Genomic DNA, 19,233 nt, shown 5'->3' with positions numbered 1-19,233 from the left:
AAAGCCTTGACTAAAATCAAGGCATAAAGTTTTTTATCTTCTAACTAGGGTCTTTCTAACGTCAAGGGCTACTGCTATTACTATAACTATACCTTGGATAACATTAGTCATGTCTGGAGAAACTCCTAGGAAGGATAGGGCAATTTTTAAAAGTTCAAAGACAAAAACCCCTAATAATATTCCTGAGATAGTTCCTTGGCCACCAGATGTTGAAACACCACCAATAGTTGCTGAAGCAATGGCCTCTAGTTCATAACCTTGGCCAACTCCAGGTCCTACTGACCCAGTTTTTGCTGTTAGTAAATATCCTGCTAGGCCATATAGAAATCCTGCTAGGGTGTAGATTTTAATTTTTGATTTTTCTACATTTACTCCAGAAACTTCTGCTGCCGCTTCGTTACCACCTATGGCATACATATATTTACCGTGTCTGGTTTTGTTAAAAAGCACCCACATAATAAGGCCAACTACCGCTGCTATTAGGGCTAGATAGGGAATAAAGAAAATTTTTCCTTGGCCGATTTTTATAAAAGATCTTTTGAAGTATCCTATAGGCTTGTTTTGTGAATAAAGCATATTAATACCATAGATCATAATTTGTGTACCTAGGGTTGCTAAAAATGGCGGAACGTGAAGGTAGGCAACAATTAGTCCATTAATAAGTCCAAAAAGGGCACATACTCCTAAAACAATTAATAGGGGAACAAAAACTGGCATGTCTGGCAGATTTTCAAAAAACTTTGATGGATAATCTGGATTTTGTACCATTGTTCCTGTTATAAGAGCTGATAGCCCTACTATACGTCCTGCTGAAAGGTCTGTTCCTTTAATAATTAAACAGCCTGATACCCCAAGGGCAATTATAAACCTAACAGAAACGTTGGCCATTAGGTTTGATAAGTTATTTAATGATAGGAAATTTTTTCTAGTTACCCCTGTAAAAATAATCATCATTATGACTACTATTATTAAAGCATAATCAGTTAAAAATTCCTTTAAGTCATATTTTCTTTTTCTGTTCACGATTTTCTCCTTACATGTACTTAGTTGCTAGACTCATAACATCTTCTTGGGTTGTTTCTTTGCCGCCTTTTAGAAATCCTGAAATTCGGCCTTCACACATAACCATAATTCTGTCTGAAACTCCTAAAAGCTCACCCATTTCTGAAGATATCATTATTATAGATTTGCCAGAGGCTGCTAGTTCATTTATAATTTGATAAATTTCATACTTGGCACCTACATCAATTCCCCTTGTTGGCTCATCTAGTATTAAAATGTCTGGATCGTTTGCCAGCCATCTTGAAATAATAACCTTTTGTTGGTTGCCACCTGATAGGGATTCAATTTGAGTTTCTAAAGATGGGGTCTTAATTGATAGCCTGTCTATGGCCTCTCTAGTTGCTGTGTCTAATTTTTTTTGTGATAAAAGCCTGTAATTGCCTAGGTATTTATCAAGGGAAGATATAGCAGTGTTGTCTCTAATACTTAGGACTCCAAAGATTCCTGTTGCCCTTCTATCTTCTGTCAAAAGGGTTATGCCATTTTTTATAGCATCCTTAGGGTTGTTGATAATTATTTCCACACCATCTTTTTTAATCTTTCCAGTAACGTGGTCTCTAACTCCATAAATAGCTGACAAAAATTCAGTTCTTTGAGCACCAACAAGGCCGCCAATTCCTAAAACCTCTCCTTTTTTTAATTTAAAGGAACAGTCTTTAAAGGACATAGGGTTTGGAGATGTAAAGTTTTCTACTTCTAAAACATATTCGTCTATTACCTTATTGGTTTTTTCTGGATAAAGGGACTTTAATTCCCTGCCTACCATGTTTTTAATAATAGAGGCATTGGTCATTTGGTCTGATGGCCAAGTTCCAACATATTGGCCGTCTCTCATTATTGTTATTTCGTCAGAAATTTCTAGGATTTCGTCCATCTTGTGGGATATATAAATTATTGCCATGCCCTCTTTAGTTAGGTCTCTAATTATTGAAAAGAGAACCTCTACTTCAGATGAAGTTAGTGAAGAGGTAGGCTCGTCCATAATCATTATTTTTGAATGTTTTGATAAGGCCTTGGCTATTTCTACTGATTGCATTTGAGATACTGTAAGTTCATTTAAAAGCGTCTTTGGAGAGACTTTTAATTTTACTGCATCTAAGTACTTTTCAGTATCCTTATACATTTTATCATGGTCAACTAAGTTAAATTTTCCCAGTGGATAGTCTCCGAGAAAAATATTTTCCCCTATAGTCATCATCGGTATAGGTTGAAGTTCTTGGTGGATCATAGACACTCCATGGGCCATGGCATCTTTTGGGTTCATCATCTTAACTTCTTCGCCATTTATTTTTATAGTTCCATTATCTTCATGGTATATTCCAAATAATATTTTCATTAGGGTAGATTTTCCTGCCCCATTTTCTCCCATTAGGGCATGGACAGTTCCAGGTTTTACTCTTAAGAAAACATCATCTAAGGCCTTTACACCTGGAAATGATTTGGATATATTTTCCATTTCTAATATATAGTCGCTCATTAAAATACCTGCCTTTTAAAAAAACAAGTATGCATTAGCTGCACACTTGTTTTTTCTTAGTTAATTATTTTGCTCTTTCTGCGTAGCGTGTTTCAGCTTCTTCAACTGTTTCTGTTCTTGCTTCTGCATCCTTTAAGGTAGCATCAGATTCTTGTAAAACTTTTACATAGTCAACCCAGTAATAGTTTTCTACATCTTTGCCTGCTACTAATTCAACAGCAACTTTTGCAGCTGTATGTGATTGGTTGTAGTGGTCATTTAAAACTGTTCCTGTAAGGTTTCCGTCAGTTAAAGCTTGAACAGCTTCTGGAATAGCGTCAACTCCTACTAGATAAATGTCTTCGTTAACTTTTCTGCCTGCAGCTTCAATTGATTGGATAGCTCCCATGGCCATACCGTCGTTGTTAGCAAATACAACTTCTAGGTCGTCACCAAATTGAGCTAGGGCGTTGGCTGTAAATTCTTGGCCCTTAGCTGAATCCCAGTTTGCTTGGTATGGTTCAGATAATGGGTTTGGAGTTAAGCCTGCATCAACAAGAGCCTTTATAGAAAAGTCTGTTCTTTGTTGGGCGTCAACGTTTTGTGGGTCACCTTGTAACATAATATAAGAAATTTTTCCATCTCCATTAAAGTCTCCTTGGTTAGGAGTGTCGACGATCATTTCACCTTGGAAAGTTCCTGATTGAGTTGCGTCAGCACCTACATAAGTTGTTTTGCCTGGCCAGTTTTTCATATCAATAGTTTCAGGTTCTCTGTTAATAAATACTATTGGAATGTTGGCTTCTTTAGCAAGGTCGATAATTGCATTAGCTGCAGTAATATCAACTAGGTTAAGAATCATAACATCCTTACCTTGGGTAATAAAGTTTTGAATTTGTTCAGTTTGAGTTGCTTGGTCTTGTTTACCATCTTGGATGTCAAGATTGTAAGTTACACCTGTTTCTTCTCCTAACTCTTTAAAGTATCTTTCTAATTCTTCTCTATAAAGAGTCATGAAGTTATCGTCAAAACGATAAATTGCAACACCTACATTAACAGTATCTTTGCCTGGAGCTTTTTCAGCTGCTTCGTTAGCTGTTGTTTCAGCTGGAGTTGTTTCATTAGTCTTTTCTCCATTTGAACAAGCAGCTAAAGTGACTACAAGTACTAATACAAGTAGTAGAGATAAATATTTTCTTTTCATGAATAAATCCACCTTTCTTCTTATTCTCTTAACTTTAGTTTACAACCTGAAAACGTTAACGTCAATTATTTTAAGTCTTTAGTAAAAAACTTTGGAAAATATTTACTAAATCCATGTTATTTAAATAACATCTAGTCTTCGATTTTAAAAACTGACTCTCTTTCTATTATTTCTGTCTTTATAGAAATATTTATTGGACTAGAAGATGGTTTTTTTAAAAGATAGGTCAAAAGCATTCCTGCCATTTCTCCCATTTCCCTTATATTTATTCTAGCTGTTGTTAAGGCAGGATTAGTAAAGGCTGCAAGTCCTATGTCGTTGTAGCCAACTATGGAAATTTTTTCCTTCCTAGAATTTTTCTCATCTCCCAAAGCCCTTAAGGCGCCCATGGCCAAAGAGTCTGATGCGCAAATAAAGGCTGTTGGCAAATTTTCTTCCTTTAAAAATCCAGCCATTAGATCGTAGCCAGTTTTTGCATCAAAGTCTCTGCTTCTTTTATAAATTGGATTGTAGGAAAAATAATCATCTGCAAGCATAATTTCTTCAAAGGTCTTTTCTCTAATATCTATAAAAAGTGAGTTTGTCTTTCCCAACCTTTCTCTACCGCCAATAAAACCAATTTCCCTGTGACCCATTTTCTTTAAATAGGCTAAAAGATCTTCTGTTGCAGCTTTTAAATCTGCTACAACGCTGTGATAAATTTTTTCATCTGGATTGTAGTCAACAAAGACTAAATTTTTACAAACTTTTTTAAAGTCTGCTGCTTGGTCTTGAGAAAATTTTCCAAGACAAACAAGGCCTAGAAGGTTTTTGTCTTTAAAAATCTCTTCAAAGTTTTGCTTGTAATATATTTTTGTTGGTATTTTTTCTTTGACAAAAAAACTTTCTACACTTAGTCTTAGGGAGTGGTAGTAGGGGTCTTCGATTTCTGCATCAGATGAAATCCACTGGACTATGCCAATAAATTCATCTCTCTTTGAAAATTTTTTCTTACTCACATATGATAGGTCTTCTGCTACTTTTAAAATTTCACTTCTTGTAGATTCTTTGACTTTAATGCTATCGTCTTCATTTAAAACCCTAGAAATCGTAGCCAGTGAATAGCCTGTTATTTTTGAAATATCTTTTATTGTAGCCAAATCTTAGTCCTCGTCTTCTTTTATTTCTTTATTAATAAGCCTGCTTTTGTTTAGTAAAAGTCCAGCTGCCAAAGTTAGCAGGAAAAAATAATAATTTTTGCTTATAAAGACCATATAAAGAGAAAATAAAAGTAAAGACAGGGGAATTATTGTCCAAAAAATTTCATTTCGTCTTTTTAAAGATTGGTAAAGATCCTTCCTGTCATCTACTCTTCTATTTAAATTTTCCTTATAGGGTCCTAGATAATAAGACCAATATCCGATTTTTCCCTTATAGGCATAAACTAAATCCAAGCCCTGGTCCTCATAAAAATCTTTTGCTCCTTGGTCTTCTTTAAAATATTCTATTACACAAGTCGCCTTAAAGGGTTCTCCTTCTTCAAAACTATAAGTTCCATCTTCTATTTTTGTAAAAATATAACCTTCCTCAGCCTGGGCTTCTATAAAGTCTTCTTCTTTATTTAATTCTAAAATTGAAAAGTTTTTCTTTATTTGTCTGATCATTTTTTACCTCGCTTAAGTCTATTATAGCAAAGCATTTATTTTTTAGTAAATATTTTTAGAGTTTTTACTAAAATAAAAAGAAGCCTTCTGGCTCCTTTAGTTTTTGTCTATATATTCGTTTGCAATTTTTGCTCCCCTGTTATAAATTTCTATCATCTCATTTTTTTCTAATTCTTGCTTCTTTATATAGGCTGAAATTTCTTCGACTAGGTCTACAAGTCTTTGATCTTCATTTCCATTTTCTATTAGACCTTGGACAAAGGTTCTTAGAGAAAATAAGCTGTGTAAAAGGGGCATCAGTTCTGCCTCTTCCTTGTTTTCTTTTAATAGGTCATGAAGGATCCAAGTTTTATTTGTTGGAGTTGATACACATTTGTTAGGAAGCTTAAGATCTTTTTCTTTAAAGTCCTTTAACAAGGCTGAAAGTTCTGAGTCTTCAAAACCGTGAATCATTAAAAAGTTAATGTCTATGTGGTCTAGGCCCTCATTTGAAATATCTTCTACTAAGTTTTCTGCTAAAAGGTCTTCAATTTTTTGGCCTAAGTGGTCTATTTCTGCTTCGATTACTTTAAAATCGTATTTTTCTTTTAAGTCTTTTATTTTTTCCAAAGATTCTTTGGGCATATTATAAACTAATAATTTTCTAGTCATAGGTCCTCCTAAATTTTTCTACTAAAAACCTTTTACCCATTATGATTTTTTTAATTCTATTTTTTTCTACTTTTCATCTCTGGCCATATTTATATACCTATAAACTGAGGCCTGGGACATGTCTAAGACTTTTGATAAAATACTTACTGCACCCTTTAGCATAAAGAAGCCTTTAGAGTCTAAATTTTTTACTATTTGAACTTTCTCATCTGGAGTTAATCTTTCAACTGGAATTAAAGCCTCTTTTAGTTCTAGATCAATCATAGACATAATGGTATCTTCCATCGTCATCTTTTCTCCTTGATTAATATGATCCAAGGTTCCCTCATCAATATTATCAATTAGGCTTACAGATGAAATCCTCTCTTCTATATAGGCATCTGGATGGCAAAGATACATTATTTTTTTCCCTAGTTCTTCATACCTTGAGTCGTCAAAGTTAATACACATTATTCCCTCAAGATCTCCACCATCTGATTTTATAAAAAACATAGATGTCCTAAGGGCCTTGCCTGTTTTTGAATAGGTGGTCCTGTTTACAATATAATCTGTATACTGGTATTCTTTTTTGTCTAAGCTAGATTTTATTGCTGGCGGAAGGTCTGAGTCTAAATTTTTCCCAGAAATTTTACCATATTCTAAACTTAACTTTTTAAATTTTCCTCCACGAGTATCTAATAGATATAATTCGTAGTCTGGGCCTATGGCCTTTGAGAAAAAACTTATAAAGCTAACGTAGTTTTCAAGTTTTGAATTCATTTTTATCCTCTCTAATTTAATATACATATCTTAATTTTTTAATATGTAGTTTTTTAAAATAAATAAAATTTTTCCTTTAAAAAACGAGACAGAAAAAGTCTGCCTCGTTTTGTTAATTACAATCTTAGAATGCTATCTTTAAAGCCAAGGCAACAATAGTAAGAATTAAAGCTGCTGGAACATATACATATCTTCCTAAATTGTACCAAAGATCACTGGCCTTGCTTGTAGCACCTAAATTTACTTCTTCCATTAAGTCTTCTTTCTTCATAACCCAAAACCAAGAAGCTGCTCCAAGGGTTGCACCTATTGGAATAATATAAATTGATACTAGGTCCATCCATGGTCCCCAGCCGCCTAATAGAGCTCCAGGAGTTTCAGCTATAGGTTCCATAAATACTCCAATACCGAAGCAAACTATACCCATACCAATAATACCAGGAATTCTTTTAACCTTAGGGAACCTGTGCATTATTGATTCTAAAACTACTTCAAACATATTTTGTATAGATGAAATACCACCAAATAGTACAGCTGTGTACATAATAATGGCAAACAATCTTCCAAGGGGCATATCTTGGAAAATAGTTGGAAGGGTTACAAATAGTAGGCCTGGTCCTCCTTCACTTTCAACCATACCATAGGCAAAAACTGCTGGTATCATAACGAGGGCTGCAATCATAGCTGCAATAGAGTCAAAAAGTGCCGTATTCTTTGCTCCATCAACTATGTCTTCATCATTTGATAAGTAGGCTCCATATACAATCATTCCTGATCCTGTAATTGATAGAGAGAAAAAGGCCTGACCCATAGCCGCTATCCAAACCTGAACGTCAGTAAGTTTTTCCCAGTTTGGTTTAAATAAAAACTTATAACCGTCAAAGGCACCTGGAAGTAGGGCTACTCTAACTGCCATTATAATAAATAATATAAAGAACAATGGCATCATAATTTTATTAGTCTTTTCAATAGATTCTGCCCCTAATAAAAGTGTAAGTAAGGCTACTACAATTATTACTAGGTGATAGGGAACTACTGAGAAGTTTTTAAAGGCAAAAGATGCAAACCATGTAGATGTATCTAGGGTCATCATTTCGCCAGTTATAGATGCAGTAAGGCCATTAAGAATGTAGGAAATAATTACTGCATAACCAATAGCTATACACATAGAACCAAGTAATGGAATAAATCCAACGATTCTACCGACTTTTCTAGAAGATTCTCCCCTAGTTGCCCAAGCCATTTCATAGGCTCCTAGAGTACCTGTTTTTGCCCTTCTACCAACTGCATACTCAGCAGAAAGGCCTACATATGCAAAGAGAATAATAAATAGAAAATAAGGAACTAGGAAGGCAAAGCCTCCATTATCAACAACCTTGTATGGAAAACCCCATACATTAGCCATACCAACAGCGGACCCAACACAGGCTAAAATAAAGCCCCACTTGCTTTTAAATTTAGATTCACTCATGACTTTCTCCTTGTAATGTTTTTTGGGAAAACCTTTCGATTTTGTTTATAAAAATAGCTATGCCAGCTAAGGCATAGCTATTAAATTTTTAAGGTTTTCTATTTTTTAAATATGCTCAAATCTAGCAGTAAAGAATCTTAGTTGTTTTGGTTCGTAAACAAACTTAAGTCCTCTAATGTCTTCTTTGTGCTTGTAAAGTTTTATAACAGCGTCAGCAACTATATCCATGTGTTTGTAAGTGTAAACTCTTCTAGGAATAGTTAGTCTAACAGTTTCAAGTTTTGGAACGTGGTTTTCGCCAGTCTTTGGATCTCTACCAGCAGAAACAATTCCTCTTTCCATTGATCTAACTCCTGCTTCAACATAAAGAGCTGCAGCTAGAGCTTGAGCTGGAAACTGATCTTGTGGAATGTGAGGGCAGAATCTCTTAGCGTCTAGGAATACTGCGTGGCCACCAACTGGTTCGATTATAGGAATACCAGCTTCTAGTAGTCTATCTCCAAGGTATCTAATTTGTTTAACTCTGTATTCAATATAAGAGTCTTGTAGAGATTCTTTTAGACCTATTGCTATAGCTTCCATATCTCTACCAGCCATACCACCATAAGACGGCATACCTTCAAATACAACAACAAATTCTTTAGCCTTGCCAAATAGTTCGTCGTCGTTCATAGCTAAGAAACCACCAATGTTTACAATACCGTCTTTTTTACCTGACATTGTTGCACCGTCAGCATAGCTAAACATTTCTTTTACAATTTCAGCAATTGATTTATCTTGGTAGCCTTCTTCTTGTTCTTGGATAAAGAATGCATTTTCAGCAAATCTTGTACAGTCATACATTACTTTAATTCCAAGTGGTCTACAATATTCACTAACTTCTCTCATGTTTTTCATTGATACTGGTTGACCACCTGCTAGGTTTACAGTAACAGCTAAACATACATAAGCAATATTTTCAGCGCCTTTTTCGTCAACTAATTTTTTAAGTTTATCTAGGCAGATATCTCCCTTAAATGGAACATTAAGGCCTGCATCATGGGCTTCGTCTCTAATTATGTCTACAAAAATACCGCCATTAGCTTCTTGGTGGTATCTAGTTGTAGTAAAGTACATATTGCCAGGAACATATTGGCCTGGTTTAATAGCTATTCTTGAAAGAAGGTTTTCTGCTCCCCTACCTTGGTGAGTAGGAACAACGTGTTTAAATCCAAAAATGTCTTGAACAGTTTTTTCAAGATGTAACCAGTTTCTAGATCCTGCATAGGCTTCGTCTCCAATCATCATACCAGCCCATTGTTTATCAGACATGGCATTTGTACCAGAGTCAGTAAGTAAGTCTATATAGCAGTCTTCACTCTTTAATAAGAAAGTGTTGTAGCCAGCTTCTTTTATAGCTTTTTCTCTGTGTTCCTTAGTAATAGTCTTAACAGTTTCTACAGTCTTAATCTTAAAAGGTTCTGCAGGGTACTTCTTTAAATCAAAAACATCTACCATTAAAATATCCTCCTTAGTTTTCTTTCTTAGTTTCTTTGAAAATGTTTTCTTATCTTCACAAGTTTATAATAACAAAGTTTGCTACCATTGTCAATATTTTATTATTACAATAATAAAATTTTCTTATTTGAAACTTTGTTTTGTTTATTTTCATTTTTTTAGATGATTTTTAATTTTAATTAGGAGTTTTTGAAGAATTCTATTTTATTTTTTCTTTTCATCTAGCTGACTTGTTTTTTATAATATGTATGGAGATAAATAAGTTATAAGATTTTTCTTTTTTGTTAAAAAATTAGGGTTCCTTGTAAAATTACAAAGAACCCTTTTGTCTTAGATTTATTTAAAAAACTCACTTATTATTATTGAATCTTTTAAATCCTCTATTTCTATATTTGTGTTTTCTACTTCTGTTTTTAAAAGATAAAGTGAAAAAGCTGGAATTTCTCTTTTTTTATCATTTAGCCTTAGAGAGAAGTTTTCTTTTGAAAAGAAAGTATAAATTCCATTTTCTTTTAAGCTAACTTTTTCTCTAGTCTTAATGACTTTAAAGTCTCCCCTGGCTTTTTTTGAAAAGATAAAGTTATAATCCCTACAGTCTAAGGAGTTTTCTGAATAAGTTTTCCAACCTCCATCGAAAAATTCTGGCTCAAGTATGGAAAGACTTCTCTTATAAAGATTTTTGTGGTCTACTGAAAGACTTCCTTCTAAGGGAAGGATATACCTATAGTAGTTGGAAAAATCTGAAAATGTAGACTCGCATCCTGTAAAGGTCGCTGAAGATATTCTAAAGAGAAAATCTTTTTTAGAAAAATCTGCATTCTCTGGATAAATATAAAGCTGGCTAGTTTCTCCTCCTGACCATTTTGTAGTAATAAAATCTTCTGCTTTTATTATTTTTTCTTCCATCTTATTTCCCTAGCTCCTTTGTTTATAGCTTTAAAACTATTTAATTTAATTTACTTTCTTAACAGGTAGGCCATAACTAAGTTAGCTGATGCTAAAATTCCATCCTTGTGAGTTCTTTCATAGTGGTGGGTTGAGTCAACACCAGGTCCTATACATGCTGTTCTAACGTCTTTTCCTTGTCTAAGAGCTGCTGACGCATCTGATCCATATCTTCTTGCTATATCAACTCTATATGGAATGTCCTTTGTCTTACAAAGTTCTACCATAGTCTTTTTAATGCCATAGTCATAAGGAGTTGATGAGTCTTTTGCAAAAATTGTTACTGCCTTTTCTGAAGAAGTGTTAGTTCCACCAACAGTTCCTATGTCTACTGCAATAACTTCTGTGCAGTTTTCTGGTATATGATAAAGACCGTGACCAATTTCTTCGTAGTTGGCAATATAGAAGTAAGTTTGGTATTTAGGTTTTTCTTTTGCTTCAATTAGAGCCTTACAAAGTCCAAGTTGAATGGCTACACAGATTTTATCGTCTATATGTCTAGACTTTACATAGCCGTTTTCTGTTAGCATAAATCTTGGGTCAAAGCTTACAAAGTCTCCAACTTCAATGCCTAGGCCTCTAGTTTCCTTGGCTGATCTTACGTCATTGTCTAATCTTATTTCCATATTTTCTTCTTTTCTCTCTTCACTTGCCTCTGCAAAAATGTGAACAGATGCTTTTTCTGGAAGTAAGGATCCAGAATAAACTTTGCCAGAGTCAGTGTGGACTAAGGCGTTTTCTCCTTCAATTGATCCCCAAGCAAAGCCGCCAACACTTGCTAGCTTTAATCTGCCGTTGTCTTTAATATCTAAAACCATAGCGCCAAGAGTGTCAACATGAGAAGTTAATAGGATGCTTTGGTCATTGTCCTCTCCGTCTATTACTCCATAAACTGCTCCCTTGTTAGTTGTAAAGAATTTTACTCCAAGATTTTCAAATTCATTTTTTACATAGGCCATAGCTTCTTCAGTATAACCAGATGGACTTGGGATCTTCACTAGGTCTTCAAAAGTTTTAATTATATAGTCTAAATCTATTTTCATTTTTTCCTCCTTGTTTTATCTAGGCTTTTTCAAAGAAAGCCCAGTTTATTCCATTCTCTATTATTTTTACATCTATTTCATTGGCCTTATAAATTTCTCCATCAATATTGTAGGTTAAAAGTTTGTTTGAAGAAATATTAAGATTTTTAACCTTGTCTTCAGATATTAGTGGATGATTAAGATGACTTCCCTTTTTATATTTTCTCAAAAGTGGTAGGACTTCATAAAGGGACATGGCCTTGGCTAAAACTAAATTTAATAGGCCATCATTTAATCTCGCATCTGGTGCAGGATTAAAGCCTGACCCATAATAACCTCCATTACAAAGAGCTGTAATTAAAAATGAATCAGAAACCGTCTTTTCACTTCCGTCTTCTAAGGTCATTTTTAAAGTAAAATCTTCATAAACTAAATTTAATAGCGACTTTATCGCCGCCCTTATAAAGGCCCTTTCTTTAAGTTTTGGATTCTTTTTTAAAAGCTCATAAGTTTTTTCTAAAACATAGGTATCAAAACCTAGGGACATTACATTGATACAATAATCATTGTTTACTTGCATAAGATCAATTGGTTTAATTATTGGATCAAAGGTGTCTTCGATTTTAAAATTCTTGTAGTCAAAGTTTTTAGAAAAGTCGTTGGCTGTTCCCATGGGAATTAAGCCTAGGGCAGCCTTAGTTCCTGCAAGGATGTTGGCTACTTCTCCAAGGGTTCCGTCTCCCCCACATACAATTACAACTTTATTTGCTGGGTCATCTTTAATAAAATCTCTGGTATAGTTTTTAGCTGAATCCTTATTTTCAGTTATCTTAATTGTAAGTTCGTCTTCTCTCTTATGTCTTTTATAAATTCTTAATATACTTTTTTCAAAGGCCAAAAAATCTCTAGAACCTGCCTTGCTACTAAGGATAAATAATTTCTTCATTGGTCTCCTAATTATGTTTTTATTTATATTTCTGTGGATAAGTCAACTTTTTCTCCCCAAGAAAATAAAAATTAAATTCTTTCACTTTTTCCTTAATTTTTTCTTAAGTTTTTTCTTAAGTTTTCTTTGAAAGCCTTGCAATTACTTGTTTTCAACCGCTTTTCTATTGTGAAAATCTTATAAAAAAGTTTTCATAAAGCCTATCTAGCCCCTGACTGCCTTTGAGGACTTATCCCCATTATCCACAGCTCTTTGACTTTATCCACATATTGGCTCTAAGGCTCATAGCCATAGGCTTTTTATGTTTTTATTTAAAATATTTTATAGGCTTTATATCTTCTATATGAAATATTTGTTTTACTCTTACTTTCAAATATTAATTTTAAGTAAAGTCTATAAAGTTTTTAAGTCCCTTTAATTATACAAGAAATCTCCTATAAAAAAAGCATTTAAAGAGAAATTTTTATTTATTACGAGAAATTTAAAAGGCGCTAATAAGCTAGCACCTTTATTTTTTATTTGTTATTTAATATATCTTGTCTTATGCCTTCAATGGCCACTTTTATAGCAGAGTCAACATCGTGATTTTCTGGATTAGACATACCTGCCTTTTGTCTTTCTTGGTTCCAAACAACTGAAAGAACACAGGCAGTTCTCGCCCTTAGGACTGAACCCAAAGTGAAGAGCGTCGACGATTCCATTTCTGATGCCAGACAATTTGCCATTTTATAGGCCTCCCATTTGTTTTTAAGCATGTAGCCTACTGGCATCCTGTCAGGGTTGTGCTGACCATAAAAAGAATCTTTACACTCTACTATTCCTGTATGTGTTGTGTAACCAAGGTCTCTGCTGGCCTTAACTAATTTTTCTGTAAGGTCAAAGTCTGCAACTGCTGGAAATTCTTTGGGAACATATTCATCAGGAGTTCCGTCTAATTTAATAGCTCCTGTTGCTATTATTACATCGCCACCGACAATATCTAATTTCATAGCTCCACAAGTTCCAACTCTAACAAAGTTTCTAACTCCTGTCATATAAAGTTCTTCCACTCCTATGGCAGTTGACGGGCCACCCATACCTGTTGACATAACTAGAACATTTTCTCCTTCTAATTTGCCCAAATAAGTTAAATATTCTCTATTGTGGCCGATTTCTTTTGGATCATCTAAATACTTGGCGATGGCCTCTACCCTGCCTGGATCTCCAGGTAAAATTGCATATTTAGCTCCATGTGAGTCATCTAAGGCTGTGTGATAAAGTTTGTCCATAAATAGTTCATCCTTTCTCTAGGCTTGGCCTTTGAAATAAGGCTTTGAAAGTGCCTTTGGTGGGTCAGATTTTTTAACGAAAATTAAAATTAATAGTGTTAGTAAATAAGGCAACATGGCTAGGATTTGTGATGGAATTGCAGATCCTGCTAAAATTATAATTAAGGCTTGGGCAAAACCAAATAATAGGCAACCCATAGCTGCCCCAATTGGCTTCCAGTTACCAAAAATTACTGCTGCTAAGGCAATAAAGCCTTGGCCTGAAATAACTGTTGTTGTAAAGTTTGAAATAATAGCTAGGGTATAGGCAGCTCCGCCTAGGCCAGCTAAAAATCCTGATGCTAGAACACAAAGATACCTAGTTAAAGTTACATTTATACCTACAGTATCTGCTGCAGCTGGATGTTCACCACAGGCTCTAATTCTAAGTCCTGGTTTAGTCTTATAAAGAAAGTACCATAGAAAGACAACAACTAAGAGAGCAATGAAAACTGTTATATCAACATCTGCCGACCTTAAGCTTGGATTTGTAATTCCAAGGGAGGCAAATAGTTTTGGCATTTTTCTAGCGACGTTTTTAGTTTGAGTTGCCCCATCAAATAGGAGTCTTGATAAAAATATTGCTGCTCCTGGCCCAATAAAGTTTATGGCTATACCTGAAATAATTTGATTGCCCTTGCAAGTTATTGATACAAGGCCATGTAAAAGAGCCAAGGCCATGCCAGCAAGCCCTGCTGCAAAAAATCCCAACCAAGGATTTCCAGAAAAGTATCCAACTGCTGCTGCAGTAAAGGCACCAATAGTCATCATACCTTCAATACCAATATTGTCTACACCAGACCTCATTGATATTACTCCACTCATGGCGCCTAAAACTAAGGGAGCTGAGTACATTAATGTTAGGGATATAGCTAATAAAATAATTCTACTCATCTTTTGCTTCCTCCTTATTCTTTTCAGCTAGAGACTTGTCTAAAGAGCGTCTACTTAAGTTATCAGCAAGTCTTGGTAATAGACTTGCTATTGCTATAGCTAAAACAATTACGCCGATAATAATTTTTATAATTTCTGTTGGTGCGCCAATTTGAGATTGAACTAAAGTTCCACCGTGACTTAGGGCTGCAAATAATAAACCTGCAGGCAAAACTCCAAGTGGAGAAGTGTTTCCAATTAAGGCCACACTCATTCCGTCCCAACCATAACCTTCTTGGCCAGCTAAAACTGAAATAAAGTTAGTAGAAGTCATTACTAAAATGGCTCCACCTAAGGCTGCTAGGCCTCCAGAAATAAACATAGTAAAGATTATATTTTTGTCTACAGAAATTCCTGAAAATTCTGCAGCATATTTATTTAGTCCAACTGCCCTAACTTCGTAGCCTCTTTTTGTATGGTTTAATATAAACCAAAACAAAATTGCAAAGATTATAGCTAGAATAATTCCCCAGCCAACATCTGTCTTAATTACATTTCCTAAAAATGGATTGGCTTTAATAAATTCTCTACCTGCTTCAGACCTTCTCCACTCTGTAGATACAAATTTTATAACTGCTGTTTCTCTAATTGCCTTAGAGTGAAGGGTGTTAGGTTCTTTAACAAAGTCTAAGTTTACAATAAAATTGTTAAGATAATAGGCTATCCAGTTTAACATGATTGTAGAAATAACTTCGTGGATGGCAAACTTGGCCTTTAAAAATCCTGAGAAAGCCCCCCAAAGTCCGCCAATTAAAAAGGCTAAAATTAAAATAACTAGAGGGTGAATAACCATTGGTAGGCCAATAAAATGACCAACCAAGGCTGCTGTCATAGCCCCTAACATAAATTGGCCTTCAATACCTATATTGAAAAGACCTGCCCTAGAAGTAAAGGAAAAGGCAAGACCTGTAAAAATAATAGGCACTGCGTTGACAACAACTTGGGAAAAGTTTTTAGGCTTAGTAAAAATTTCCCTTATCATAATTCCATAGGCCTGGCCTGGATTAAAACCTGCTAGGGCAAAAACTATGGCCCCTACAAGTAGACCTAAAAGCAAGGCGAATAAAATGGCAACTATAGGTTTTTTTAGAAAATTTGCAAATTTATTATTGTTCATTTTTACCTCCTGCCATTAACAAGCCTATTTCTTTATCGTCTGTCTTTCTAGGATCAAGTTCAGCAACATTTCTTCCATCGTACATAACTATTATCCTGTCTGCTAGGGCAAAAACTTCTTCTAGCTCTAAGGACACTAGTAAAATCGCCTTGCCCTTTGCCCTTTGTTTTAATAAGGCTTCATAGACAGAGTGAATTGCACCAACGTCTAGGCCTCTAGTAGGCTGACAGGCAATTAGTAGTTCTGGATCTTGATCAATTTCTCTGGCGATAATAACCTTTTGTTGGTTACCACCAGAAAGATTAGAGGCCATAATTTTTGTTGCTCCCCTTGGTCTAATATCAAACTCTTCTATCTTTTCATCTGAATATTTAAAAATTTCTGGCCATTTTAAAATGCCATTTTTTGAAAAAGGTTCCTTGGCATAGGATTCTAAAATAAAGTTTTCTGCAATATTAAAGTCTAAAACTAAGCCCCTCTTGTGTCTGTCCTCGTGAATGGTAGCAATGCCAGCACGTCTTACATCTGCTGGAGTCTTATTTTCAACAGCCTGGCCTTTTACTAAAACCCTGCCTGATTCTGCCTTAGTAAGACCTGTTATAGCCTCAATTAGTTCATCTTGGCCATTACCAGAAACACCTGCTATGGCAACAATTTCGCCATTTCTAACATTAAAGGAAAAGTCCTTAACCTTGTCCACTCCTCTAAAGTCTTTGACACAAAGGTTTTCCACCTTTAAAACTTCTTCTGTAACAGGAACTTCTTCCTTGTCTACATTAAGGTCAATGTCATAGCCTACCATCATCGATGCTAAATCATTTTCAGAAACATCTTTAACATCTACTGTTCCAATAAGTTTTCCAGACCTTAGAACTGTACACTTGTCAGCTATGGCCTTAATTTCCTTTAACTTGTGGGTAATTATTATAATTGTCTTACCTGCATTTACTAGGGATCTAAGTGTTTCAAAAAAAGAATCAATTTCTTGAGGTGTTAGTACTGCAGTAGGTTCGTCTAAAATTAATATGTCTACTCCCCTGTAAAGGGCCTTTAAAATTTCTACCCTTTGTTGGGTTGCAACTGGTATGTCTTGAATGTAATCTCTAGGATTTACTTCTAGTCCAAAATTTTTCCCAAGGGCAGTTATTCTCTTGTTGGTTTCTGCTATATTAAGTTTTGCAATCCCTTGAGTGATTTCTTGTCCTAGGGCAATGTTTTCTCCTATGGTAAAGTTTTCCACTAGCATAAAGTGCTGGTGAACCATACCAATGCCGTTTTTCAAGGCGTCTTTAGGATCAGAAATTTGTACCTCTTGTCCATTAATTTTTATTTGACCTGCATCTTGATTGTATAGGCCATATAATACTTTCATCAAGGTAGACTTGCCTGCTCCATTTTCTCCTAGGAGGGCATGTACTGTGCCTTTTTTTACCTTTAAGTCTACATTGTCTAAGGCTTTTACTCTTGGGAAGAATTTACTAATGCCAGTCATTTCAACTGCATAATCATTTGAAGAATTAATCATTTATATCCTCTCAATTTTTCATACATTCAATGCTTATAAGTAAAGAGAGACCATGCGATCACTTTAAAGTAAAGGCATGATCTCATTTTTTAATAATTAATAGCTAAAGTTATTGTATTCTTCTTCGTTAATAGGAATTACAAGGTCTCCGTCCTTGATTTTTTGTTCAAGTTCGTGAGTCTTTTCTAGAATATCAGCTGGAACTAATTTGTCAGATGTTGGAGCAATACCAACAGCATCTTCTTCTAGGCCATAGTAGAAAGTTTTTCCACCAATTTCTTCGCCATTTAAGAACCTAGCTGATAAGTCTTCTGTTCCTACGTGCACGTTCTTCATTGCTGAAGTTATTACGTTGTCTGGACCTAGGTGATTTTGGTCAAGGTCAACACCGATAACCCATTTGTCAGCTTCAACAGCTGCTTCAATAACACCAACGCCAACGTTACCTGCTGCGTGGAAGATTACGTCTGCGCCGTCAGAATACATTTTTGTTGCTGTAGCCTTTCCTAAAGCTGCATCGTTAAATGATTCAACAGTAACTGACATAATTTCAATGTCCTTACCTTGTTCTTTGGCACCGTAGTTAACACCTGCAAAGTAACCATATTTAAAAGTATCCATTACAGGGCCTTCCATACCTAGGATAAAGCCAACCTTGTTAGTTTCAGTCATATAAGAAGCTATATAACCAACTAGGAATGAAGATTGTTCTGAGTGGAACATTACTCCTGCTGCGTTAGGAAGTTTTCCATCTTCCCAGAAGTCATCAACTAAGGCAAAAGTTTGTTCAGGATTGTCAAGGGCTGCGTCTTCAATAGCGCCTTTCATTAAATATCCAATTCCCCAAATTAAATCATTTTCTTCATTTACTTTAGCTTCAATGTTTGGTGCATAGTCGGCATCCTTGTGAGATTCGATATAAGAAACTTCAGCTCCTCTTTTTTCAAGAGCTTGAAGTCCTTGCCATGCTGATTGGTTAAATGATTCATCATTTACTCCACCAGTATCTGTTACCATAGCAACTTTTCCTTCTACTGCTTCAGCTGGAGTTTCTCCACCTTCTTCTGTTGCTGCTTCTTCTACTGGAGCCTTAGCTCCTTCTTCTTCTGGTGCCTTTTCTTCTGCTGGCTTACTGTTACAAGCAACGGCAAATACCATTACTAATGCCATAAGTAAGGCTAGCACTCTAAATTTTTTCATAACATCCTCCATAATAAATGTTTTTTTATATTACCTATGCTTCCATATTTAAATCTTCAGGGCCAAAGGAGTGTGGTAGGATTTCTTCATAGAAAGAAAACTTTTTATAGTCATCTTCAGATGTCCCAACTAGGACGACCATATCCTTAGCCGCAAACTCTCTTAAAAACTGCCTGCAAATTCCACATGGAAAAGCATATTGTAACCCATCTTCTCTTGCGTCTTTAAAAGATCCAAAGACAGCAACTGCTAAAAATTTTCTTTCTCCTTGGGAGACAGCAGTAACTGCAGCTGATCTTTCAGCGCAAATTCCTCCACCATAAGAGGCATTTTCTACATTTGTTCCTGTAAAAATTTTTCCACTTGAGCAAAGAATAGCTGCTCCTACTTGAAAATTTGAATAGGGTGAATAAGAACTCTTACTAGCCTTTATTGCTTTAGCCATTAATTCTCTTTCACTTTTTACATCTAACAATCTTTTTGCCTCCTTATAGT

General features: G+C 35.1%; 18 protein-coding genes. All 18 read right to left on the bottom strand.

Annotated features, from left to right (window positions below; genetic code table 11):
• Positions 1–33: 33 nt before the first annotated feature.
• Positions 34–1,023 (bottom strand): galactose/methyl galactoside ABC transporter permease MglC, encoded by a 990-nt coding sequence (locus BN2667_RS02495; RefSeq protein ID WP_075967853.1) that lies wholly within the window; start codon positions 1,021–1,023, stop codon positions 34–36.
• 10 nt (positions 1,024–1,033) lie between these two features.
• Positions 1,034–2,539, bottom strand: coding sequence for a sugar ABC transporter ATP-binding protein (locus BN2667_RS02490; protein WP_054251746.1), 1,506 nt, complete (start codon positions 2,537–2,539; stop codon positions 1,034–1,036).
• A gap of 64 nt (positions 2,540–2,603) precedes the next feature.
• A complete protein-coding gene (locus tag BN2667_RS02485; protein WP_054251745.1) occupies positions 2,604–3,722 on the bottom strand; it encodes a galactose ABC transporter substrate-binding protein in 1,119 nt (372 codons plus the stop codon).
• A 131-nt stretch (positions 3,723–3,853) separates the two neighbouring features.
• A complete protein-coding gene (locus BN2667_RS02480) occupies positions 3,854–4,861 on the bottom strand; it encodes a LacI family DNA-binding transcriptional regulator (RefSeq protein ID WP_054251744.1) in 1,008 nt (335 codons plus the stop codon).
• A 3-nt stretch (positions 4,862–4,864) separates the two neighbouring features.
• Positions 4,865–5,365 carry a DUF2812 domain-containing protein gene (locus BN2667_RS02475; protein WP_054251743.1) on the bottom strand — a complete coding sequence of 167 codons (501 nt, stop codon included), beginning with the start codon at positions 5,363–5,365 and terminating at the stop codon, positions 4,865–4,867.
• Positions 5,366–5,461: 96 nt separating this feature from the next.
• A complete protein-coding gene (locus BN2667_RS09410) occupies positions 5,462–6,016 on the bottom strand; it encodes a DUF3783 domain-containing protein (protein ID WP_054251742.1) in 555 nt (184 codons plus the stop codon).
• A gap of 66 nt (positions 6,017–6,082) precedes the next feature.
• Entirely contained in the window at positions 6,083–6,775 is a 693-nt protein-coding gene (locus BN2667_RS02465) for a helix-turn-helix domain-containing protein (protein WP_054251741.1), read from the bottom strand.
• A 124-nt stretch (positions 6,776–6,899) separates the two neighbouring features.
• Positions 6,900–8,246 carry a sodium-dependent transporter gene (locus tag BN2667_RS02460; RefSeq protein WP_054251740.1) on the bottom strand — a complete coding sequence of 449 codons (1,347 nt, stop codon included), beginning with the start codon at positions 8,244–8,246 and terminating at the stop codon, positions 6,900–6,902.
• Between the two features lie 105 nt (positions 8,247–8,351).
• The gene (locus tag BN2667_RS02455; RefSeq protein ID WP_054251739.1) at positions 8,352–9,743 is read right to left on the bottom strand and encodes a tyrosine phenol-lyase; all 1,392 of its coding nucleotides are present in this window, start codon (positions 9,741–9,743) and stop codon (positions 8,352–8,354) included.
• A 336-nt stretch (positions 9,744–10,079) separates the two neighbouring features.
• On the bottom strand, positions 10,080–10,649 hold the full coding sequence (locus BN2667_RS02450; RefSeq protein ID WP_054251738.1) for a HutD family protein: 570 nt from the start codon (positions 10,647–10,649) through the stop codon (positions 10,080–10,082).
• Positions 10,650–10,699: 50 nt separating this feature from the next.
• Complete coding sequence (locus BN2667_RS02445; protein ID WP_054251737.1) at positions 10,700–11,731, bottom strand: M42 family metallopeptidase; 1,032 nt, start codon at positions 11,729–11,731, stop codon at positions 10,700–10,702.
• 19 nt (positions 11,732–11,750) lie between these two features.
• Positions 11,751–12,656: a diacylglycerol/lipid kinase family protein gene (locus BN2667_RS02440; RefSeq protein WP_054251736.1), complete on the bottom strand. Its 906-nt coding sequence runs from the start codon at positions 12,654–12,656 to the stop codon at positions 11,751–11,753.
• Between the two features lie 515 nt (positions 12,657–13,171).
• A complete protein-coding gene (udp, locus tag BN2667_RS02435; RefSeq protein ID WP_054251735.1) occupies positions 13,172–13,924 on the bottom strand; it encodes a uridine phosphorylase in 753 nt (250 codons plus the stop codon).
• Between the two features lie 18 nt (positions 13,925–13,942).
• A complete protein-coding gene (locus tag BN2667_RS02430; RefSeq protein WP_054251734.1) occupies positions 13,943–14,857 on the bottom strand; it encodes an ABC transporter permease in 915 nt (304 codons plus the stop codon).
• The gene (locus tag BN2667_RS02425; RefSeq protein WP_054251733.1) at positions 14,850–16,013 is read right to left on the bottom strand and encodes an ABC transporter permease; all 1,164 of its coding nucleotides are present in this window, start codon (positions 16,011–16,013) and stop codon (positions 14,850–14,852) included. The genes BN2667_RS02430 and BN2667_RS02425 overlap by 8 nt, the downstream gene beginning before the upstream one ends.
• Positions 16,003–17,538 carry an ABC transporter ATP-binding protein gene (locus BN2667_RS02420; protein ID WP_054251732.1) on the bottom strand — a complete coding sequence of 512 codons (1,536 nt, stop codon included), beginning with the start codon at positions 17,536–17,538 and terminating at the stop codon, positions 16,003–16,005. Before BN2667_RS02420 ends, BN2667_RS02425 begins: the two co-directional genes overlap by 11 nt.
• A 96-nt stretch (positions 17,539–17,634) precedes the next feature.
• A complete protein-coding gene (locus BN2667_RS02415; protein ID WP_054251731.1) occupies positions 17,635–18,738 on the bottom strand; it encodes a BMP family lipoprotein in 1,104 nt (367 codons plus the stop codon).
• Between the two features lie 34 nt (positions 18,739–18,772).
• The gene (gene cdd / locus BN2667_RS02410; RefSeq protein ID WP_278308125.1) at positions 18,773–19,213 is read right to left on the bottom strand and encodes a cytidine deaminase; all 441 of its coding nucleotides are present in this window, start codon (positions 19,211–19,213) and stop codon (positions 18,773–18,775) included.
• Positions 19,214–19,233 lie beyond the last annotated feature (20 nt).

Origin of the sequence: Neofamilia massiliensis, from assembly GCF_001299475.1 — a bacterium.
Taxonomy (GTDB): domain Bacteria; phylum Bacillota; class Clostridia; order Tissierellales; family Peptoniphilaceae; genus Neofamilia; species Neofamilia massiliensis.
Note: the sequence above shows the minus strand (reverse complement) of the source record. Positions and strands in the feature narration are given on the sequence as shown.

Bases quoted from the DNA above. Each gene is read 5' to 3' on its own strand.
- BN2667_RS02425 (WP_054251733.1), bottom strand. From the start codon at position 16,013: ATGAACAATAATAAATTTGCAAATTTTCTAAAAAAACCTATAGTTGCC.
- BN2667_RS02415 (WP_054251731.1), bottom strand. From the start codon at position 18,738: ATGAAAAAATTTAGAGTGCTAGCCTTACTTATGGCATTAGTAATGGTA.
- udp (WP_054251735.1), bottom strand. From the start codon at position 13,924: ATGGACAAACTTTATCACACAGCCTTAGATGACTCACATGGAGCTAAA.
- BN2667_RS02485 (WP_054251745.1), bottom strand. From the start codon at position 3,722: ATGAAAAGAAAATATTTATCTCTACTACTTGTATTAGTACTTGTAGTC.
- BN2667_RS02450 (WP_054251738.1), bottom strand. From the start codon at position 10,649: ATGGAAGAAAAAATAATAAAAGCAGAAGATTTTATTACTACAAAATGG.
- BN2667_RS09410 (WP_054251742.1), bottom strand. From the start codon at position 6,016: ATGACTAGAAAATTATTAGTTTATAATATGCCCAAAGAATCTTTGGAA.
- BN2667_RS02430 (WP_054251734.1), bottom strand. From the start codon at position 14,857: ATGAGTAGAATTATTTTATTAGCTATATCCCTAACATTAATGTACTCA.
- BN2667_RS02460 (WP_054251740.1), bottom strand. From the start codon at position 8,246: ATGAGTGAATCTAAATTTAAAAGCAAGTGGGGCTTTATTTTAGCCTGT.
- BN2667_RS02455 (WP_054251739.1), bottom strand. From the start codon at position 9,743: ATGGTAGATGTTTTTGATTTAAAGAAGTACCCTGCAGAACCTTTTAAG.
- BN2667_RS02490 (WP_054251746.1), bottom strand. From the start codon at position 2,539: ATGAGCGACTATATATTAGAAATGGAAAATATATCCAAATCATTTCCA.
- BN2667_RS02465 (WP_054251741.1), bottom strand. From the start codon at position 6,775: ATGAATTCAAAACTTGAAAACTACGTTAGCTTTATAAGTTTTTTCTCA.
- BN2667_RS02445 (WP_054251737.1), bottom strand. From the start codon at position 11,731: ATGAAAATAGATTTAGACTATATAATTAAAACTTTTGAAGACCTAGTG.
- BN2667_RS02475 (WP_054251743.1), bottom strand. From the start codon at position 5,365: ATGATCAGACAAATAAAGAAAAACTTTTCAATTTTAGAATTAAATAAA.
- BN2667_RS02420 (WP_054251732.1), bottom strand. From the start codon at position 17,538: ATGATTAATTCTTCAAATGATTATGCAGTTGAAATGACTGGCATTAGT.
- BN2667_RS02440 (WP_054251736.1), bottom strand. From the start codon at position 12,656: ATGAAGAAATTATTTATCCTTAGTAGCAAGGCAGGTTCTAGAGATTTT.